The sequence below is a fragment of the Kribbella antibiotica genome, from assembly GCF_004349055.1.
Classification (GTDB): Bacteria; Actinomycetota; Actinomycetes; order Propionibacteriales; family Kribbellaceae; genus Kribbella; species Kribbella antibiotica.
This window is the reverse complement of record NZ_SMKX01000256.1, coordinates 1-6589: the sequence shown is the minus strand read 5'-3', so window position 1 is coordinate 6589 and position 6589 is coordinate 1. Positions and strand designations below refer to the sequence as shown.

4 protein-coding genes are annotated in these 6589 nt (G+C 66.4%); all 4 read right to left on the bottom strand.

Annotated elements, in window-relative coordinates; translation table 11 throughout:
* Positions 1-15 precede the first annotated feature (15 nt).
* The 4 genes from E1263_RS41520 to E1263_RS41505 all read right to left on the bottom strand — a co-directional run bounded on the left by E1263_RS41520 (position 16) and on the right by E1263_RS41505 (position 6242).
* On the bottom strand, positions 16-492 hold the full coding sequence (locus tag E1263_RS41520; RefSeq protein ID WP_132177825.1) for a GNAT family N-acetyltransferase: 477 nt from the start codon (positions 490-492) through the stop codon (positions 16-18).
* A 9-nt stretch (positions 493-501) separates the two neighbouring features.
* A complete protein-coding gene (gene metH, locus E1263_RS41515) occupies positions 502-4107 on the bottom strand; it encodes a methionine synthase (RefSeq protein WP_132177823.1) in 3606 nt (1201 codons plus the stop codon).
* A gap of 201 nt (positions 4108-4308) precedes the next feature.
* On the bottom strand, positions 4309-4842 hold the full coding sequence (locus E1263_RS41510) for a TetR/AcrR family transcriptional regulator (protein ID WP_132177821.1): 534 nt from the start codon (positions 4840-4842) through the stop codon (positions 4309-4311).
* Positions 4839-6242, bottom strand: coding sequence for an MFS transporter (locus E1263_RS41505; protein WP_132177827.1), 1404 nt, complete (start codon positions 6240-6242; stop codon positions 4839-4841). Before E1263_RS41505 ends, E1263_RS41510 begins: the two co-directional genes overlap by 4 nt.
* Positions 6243-6589: the final 347 nt, after the last annotated feature.

Below are 6589 nucleotides of genomic sequence, written 5' to 3'. Positions count from 1 at the left end.
GAGGATTGGAGGGGGTCAGACCGGCTTCACGTAGCGGTGGCACGGGACTGGGAGGGTGCCACGCTCCACCGAGGCTGGGTAGTCGAAGGGGCCGGTGTCGGTCCAGCCGGAGCGTTCGTAGAAGCGGCGGGCTCGGGCGTTGCCGGTGGCTACGGCCAGCCAGGCTTCGGGGTGCCCGTTGGTGCGAACTTGACGTTCGGCCTCGGTCAGCAGCACGCCGGCTACGCCGGAGCCTCGGTGGTCGCGGGAGACGTAGACCTGTTCTACCTCGTCGTCGACGACCATGATGAAGCCGGCGACGTCGTCGCCGACTACTGCGACGGTGGCGTCGGGGAAGCGGTCGGTGGCGCGGGTCCAGAAGGACTGTTTGGTACGGATGGCGACGAGCTCTTCGGGGACGTGGCCGTGGTGGCCGTCGGCCCAGCCGAGGTGCCAGATGGACGCGATGGCGTCGGAGTCGGCAGCAACGGCTGGGCGCACGGTCACAGTCATGCGCTCAGACTAAGCCGGGTCGTAGGCCAGGTTTGGTCGCAGCCAGCGCTCGATTTCCTCGACGGTTTCACCACGGCGAACGGCGTAATCCTCGATCTGGTCCCTGCCCAGGCGGCCGACGCTGAAGTAGCGCGCGGCCGGGCTCTGGAAGATCAGACCGGAGACGGCAGCAGCCGGGGTCATCGCGAAGGACTCGGTCAGCGCGAGACCCAGCTTGTCGGCCTCGAGCAGGTCGAACAACTCCTGCTTCTCGCTGTGGTCAGGGCTGGCCGGGTAGCCGAGCGCCGGACGAATTCCGCGGAAGCGCTCCGCGTGCAGATCCGACAGCAAGGGCTCCACGTCCGGCTCGAACCACGCCTTTCGCGCCTCCAGGTGGATCCACTCGGCGAACGCTTCGGCGAGCCGATCGGCCAAGGCTTTCACCATGATCGCGCGGTAGTCGTCGTTGTTGGCCTCGTAGACCGCAGCCAGCTTCTCGGCGCCGTGAATCGCCACCCCGAAACCACCGAGGTAGTCGTCCGCGGGAGCCACGTAGTCAGCCAGGCAACGGTTGTGCCGACCCGCCGGCTTCTCGGTCTGCTGCCGCAGCATCGGGAACGAGATGTCCATGCCGTCGAGCAGGATGTCGTCGCGTTCGCTGTGCGCCGGCCAGAACCCGTACGCACCCTTGGCCTGGAAGGAGCCGTTGGCAATGATCTCGTCGAGCAGCGTCTGCGCGTCATCGAAGAGCTCGCGCGCCACCGGCTGCTCCAGGATCGCCGGGTATTTCCCCTTCAATTCCCAAGCCAGGAAGAGGAACTGCCAGTCGACCATCGCTCGCAACTCCTCCAGGCTCGGCTCCACCCGGCGCAACCCCGTGAAGGCGGGCACCGGCGGCGTACCGTGTTCGACCGGCTCGAAGTTCGCGCGAGCCTGCTCGACGGTCAGCAGAGGCGCGCGCTGCTTGTTGGCGTGCTGGATTCGCAGCCGCTCCTGGTCCTCAGCGTTGCTGATGGCAAGCGCTTCGGCCCGATCGTCGTCCATCAGATCCGACACCACACCAACCACGCGCGACGCATCGAGCACGTGCACGGTGATCTTCTCGTACGCCGGAGCGATGCGAACCGCGGTGTGTTGTTTCGACGTGGTCGCGCCGCCGATCAGCAGCGGAAGCTTGAGGCCACGGCGCTGCATTTCACTCGCGACCGCAACCATCTCGTCGAGCGACGGCGTGATCAAGCCGGACAGCCCGACCGCATCGGCGCCCTCGGCAATGGCCGTGTCGAGAATCTTTGCCGCCGGCACCATCACACCGAGGTCGATGACCTCATAGTTGTTGCAGCCAAGGACAACCCCGACGATGTTCTTGCCGATGTCGTGGACATCGCCCTTGACTGTCGCCAGCACGACCTTGCCCTGACCGCGAACGTCCTCGGTGCGACCCTCCAGCCGGGCCAGCTCCTTCTCCGCCTCCATGTACGGCTCGAGGTAGGCCACCGAGCGCTTCATGACGCGGGCGCTCTTCACGACCTGCGGAAGGAACATCTTGCCGGCGCCGAACAGATCGCCGACCACCTTCATCCCGTCCATCAACGGGCCTTCGATCACCTGGAGCGGCCGCGGCAGCTTCTGCCGGGCCTCTTCGGTGTCTTCCTCGATGTAGTCGACGATCCCGTGCACCAGCGCGTGCGACAGCCGCGCCTCGACCGTGCCCTCGCGCCAGGTCAGGTCGATCTCGCGCTGGGTGCCCTTGCCCTTCACGTTCTCGGCGAAGGTGACCAGGCGGTCGGTCGCGTCCTCACGGCGGTTGAAGATGACGTCTTCGACCAGCTCCAGCAGGTCCTTCGGGATGTTCTCGTAGACCGCCAGCTGCCCGGCGTTCACGATTCCCATGTCCAGGCCGACCTTGCCCGCGTGGTACAGGAACGACGAGTGCATCGCTTCGCGGACGATGTCGTTGCCACGGAACGAGAACGACAGGTTCGAGATACCGCCGCTGATGTGGACGCCGGGACAGCGTTCCTTGATCTTCGGCAACGCCTCGATGAAGTTGAGCGCGTAGCCGTTGTGTTCGGACATGCCGGTCGCGACGGCCAGCACGTTCGGGTCGAAGATGATGTCCTCGGCCGGGAAACCGATCCCGGTCAGCAGGTCATACGCACGCCCGCAGATCGCCACCTTGCGCTCGGCGGTGTCGGCCTGGCCCTGCTCGTCGAAGGCCATCACGACGGCGCCGGCGCCGTAGCTCATGATGATCCGGGCCCGCTCGAGGAACTCCTCCTCGCCTTCTTTCAGGCTGATGGAGTTCACGACGCCCTTGCCCTGCACGCATTTCAGGCCGGCCTCGAGCACCGTCCACTTCGAGCTGTCGATCATGATCGGGATCCGGGCCACCTCGGGCTCGGTCGCGACCAGGTTCAGGAACGTGGTCATCGCCTGCTCGGAGTCCAGCAGGTCGGCGTCCATGTTGACGTCCAGCAGGTTCGCGCCACCGCGGACCTGCTCCAGCGCCACGTCGACCGCGGCCTGGTGGTTGTCGCCCTCGATCAGCCGGCGGAACCGGGCCGAGCCGGTCACGTTGGTCCGCTCGCCGATCATCACGAACCCGGTGTCCGGGCTGATCTTGAACGGCTCCAAGCCGGAGAACCGGGTGACATGATCGGTCGGTACGACGGGCCGCGGCGGCAGACCCTTGACTGCGGTCGCAATCCGGTTGATGTGGGCGGGCGTCGTACCGCAACAACCGCCGACGATATTGACCAGGCCCGACTCGGCGAACTCCTGCAGGAGCCCGGCGGTCTGGTCCGGCGTCTCGTCGTACCCACCGAAAGCATTCGGGAGACCCGCGTTCGGGTGGGCGGCGACGAAGGTGTTGGAGAAGCGGGCCAGATCGGCCACGTGCGGACGGGCCTCGGCCGCGCCCAATGCGCAGTTGACGCCCACGACCAGCGGCTTGGCGTGCTCGATCGAACTCCAGAACGCCTCGACGGTCTGCCCGGACAGCGTCCGGCCGCTCAGGTCGACGATCGTCACCGAGATCCACAGCGGCAGGTGCGGCGCGACTTCCTGGGCGGCGGCGATCGCGGCCTTGCAGTTCAGCGTGTCGAAGATGGTCTCGATCATCAGCAGGTCGACGCCACCTTCGTCGAGCGCCGCGATCTGCTCGGCGTACGTCGCCTTCACCTGCTCGAACGTCACCGCCCGGTACGACGGGTCCTCGACCTTCGGGGACAGCGACAGGGTCACGTTCAGCGGGCCGATCGACCCGGCGACGAACCGGCCACCGAACTCGTCGGCGGCCTGGCGAGCCAGCTGCGCGCCGCGCACGTTCATCTCGCGAACGTAGGCCTCCATGCCGTAGTCGGCCTGGCCGATGCTGGTCGCGGTGAAGGTGTTCGTGGTGGTGATGTCGGCGCCTGCAGCCAGGTACTGCCGGTGGACGTCGAGGATGACGTCCTCGCGGGTCAGGTTCAGCAGGTCCGGGTCACCGGTCAGATCGTGGGTGTGGTTGAGGAACCGGTCCCCCGTGTAGTCCTCCGGCATCAGGTTGGCGCCCTGCAGCATGGTGCCCCAAGCACCATCCAGTACCGCCACCCGCTCCGCCAGGATTTCCCTGAGCTGAGACTCGCTACTCATCCGTCGCGCCACCTCCAGATTCGCTCCGGAGGCGCCCTTGCAACAGTGCCTCCCACCGAGGCCCCACCCGAGCGTGGCGGACCATCACGGTCCGTTGCAGCGCCTCTCAGCTGGTCGGACCATGCTAGCGGCGCCACTGCCAGATCTCAGCCTCTATGTCCAGCATAGGAGATGGCTGTTCATATTTCGAACGGTTCAGGCTCAGTAGATCAAGGCCTGGATACCCGGGGAGTACAGCGCCACGATCTGCTCGGCCTCCGCACTGGCGGCCGGGCCGGTTCGCTCGATCGCCATCGCGGCGCTCAGACCGAGCAGGTGGGCGGTGATCAGCTCGGCCCGGAGGTCGGCATCCGGACCAGTCAGGCGGTTCGCGAACGCGCGGGTCACCTGATCATGGAAGTGTTCCCGGATCAGGGCGCGCTCGTCACCGCCGCCCGCCGCGAAGACGACGCGGAGCAGCAGGTCCAAGTTGTTGTCGCGACGATACGTAACGGCCGTCCGGACGGCGTGCGCTCCGAGCTCGGCATCCGGCGCAGCGAGCAGCAACTCGGCCGCTTCACTGAAGTCCGCGACGCGTTCGAACAGCGCTTCCTTGCTGCCGAAGTGCTTCACGATCAAGGCAGCGCTGACATTCGCCTCGCTCGCGATCCCGCGCAACGTGACCGCGGCGTACGGCTGCAGCGCGAAAGCCCGCCGGGCGGCGCGGAGGATCGCCGTACGGCCTGGGTCGATCATGCTGCGCTCGCTTGCTTGCGGCCGGGGATCAGGAAGACTAGGCCCGCCGCGACCGCTGCGGCGACGCCGGCGATCGCGAAAATGAGCAGGTATGCCGAGAGGGCCGGGGCGACTCGCTCGCCGTCCGTCACGGTCACAGTGGTCAGCACGGTCGCCACGATCGCACTGCAGATCGCGGTCCCGACTGTGCGCATCAGGGTGTTGAGGCCGTTGGCAGCCGCCGTCTCGGTCACGGGCACAGCATGCATGATCAGAGCCGGGAGTGCCGAATAAGCGATCGCCGTACCGGCCGCCACCACGGTCGCGCCGATCAGGATTCCGGCGATCGACTGGCTGGTGAACAAGCGAACGACGTACCCGCCGGCCATCATGAACGCGGCGATCGCAAGCGAAAACCGCGGCCCGCGGGCGCCCGAGATCCGGGCCGAGACCGGCGACAGCAGCACCATCGCAACACCGCCTGGCAGCAGGCACAGGCCGCTCACCACGATCGAAGCGCCGAGCCCGTACCCGGTCCACGTCGGCTCCTGCACGAGCTGCGCGGTGGACAACGAGTTGGCGTAGAAGGCGAAGCCGATCAGCAGTGCACTGAGGTTGGTGAACAGCACGGCCGGCCGCGACGAGACCCGGAGGTCGACGAGCGGGCTGATCGTCCGCAGCTCATACCAAACCCAAACCGGTACGACGGCAATGGCGGCCGCGGCGAGAGCAATCGTCGTACCGGGGCTCCAGGTACTGGCCTTTGAGACCGCGAGCAGGAGGCAGACGAGAAACGCCGCGAGCCCGAGTGCGCCGAATACATCGAAGCGGCCGCTGGTCCGCACGATCGACTCCGGGACGACCAGCAGCACCAGGATGATGTCGAGCAGGCCGAGGCCGGCGCAGATCCAGAACATCGTGTGCCAGTTGAAGTATTCGACCACCAGGGTCGCGGCCGGAATCCCGAACGCAGCACCGAAGCCGAGGGTCGAACTCATCAACGCGATCGCCGGGATCACGCGGCGCGCGGGGAGCTCGTCGCGCAAGATGCTGATGCCGAGCGGCACCACAGCGATCGCAGCCCCCTGGAACGCGCGGCCGACAATCAGCACGGGCAGCGACGAACTCAGTGCGCAGAACAGCGAGCCGATCACCATCGAGCTCAACGCGATCAGCAGCACCCGCCGCTTGCCGTACATGTCACCAGCCCGGCCGAGCAACGGCGTGAACACCGCCCCCGTCAACAGCGTCACCGTCAGCAACCAACTGACATCAGTCGCCGGCGCCCCCGTGATTTGCGGGAACAGCGGCAACAACGGCACCACCAGCGTCTGACTCACCGAAACCAGGACCCCGCAAGATCCCAAAACCCCCAGTACCGCCCGCGCCCTCACACCCCATGGTAAACACCCGTTCACCATTCTTTTCGTCGCCCGTTCCACCAGACGGACCCCTCATCAGCCCCACCCGCTCACACCGTGCTCGATGTCACCCGCCCCACGCCCTTTGAGCCCCCACCAGCTACTTCCGCAGTGCGAGAGTGGTCGAGGGATACCCAAAGGTGGGTTCGCTGCTCTTTGGGCACGAGCGCCATCTTTGGGGACCCACCAACCACATCCACACCGCGCAAATGGTTGATGCCCCTCTGCGCCAGGCTGGTCGTGAGTCAGTTCGCGATTAGTGAGGAGTATTGGTGATGACGGTGGGTGTGGGTTTTACGGCGGTGGAGATTCGGGAGTTCGTGCACGCGTATTACGTGCAGCCGCGG

Bases quoted from the DNA above. Each gene is read 5' to 3' on its own strand.
- E1263_RS41520 (WP_132177825.1), bottom strand. From the start codon at position 492: ATGACTGTGACCGTGCGCCCAGCCGTTGCTGCCGACTCCGACGCCATC.
- metH (WP_132177823.1), bottom strand. From the start codon at position 4,107: ATGAGTAGCGAGTCTCAGCTCAGGGAAATCCTGGCGGAGCGGGTGGCG.
- E1263_RS41510 (WP_132177821.1), bottom strand. From the start codon at position 4,842: ATGATCGACCCAGGCCGTACGGCGATCCTCCGCGCCGCCCGGCGGGCT.
- E1263_RS41505 (WP_132177827.1), bottom strand. From the start codon at position 6,242: ATGGTGAACGGGTGTTTACCATGGGGTGTGAGGGCGCGGGCGGTACTG.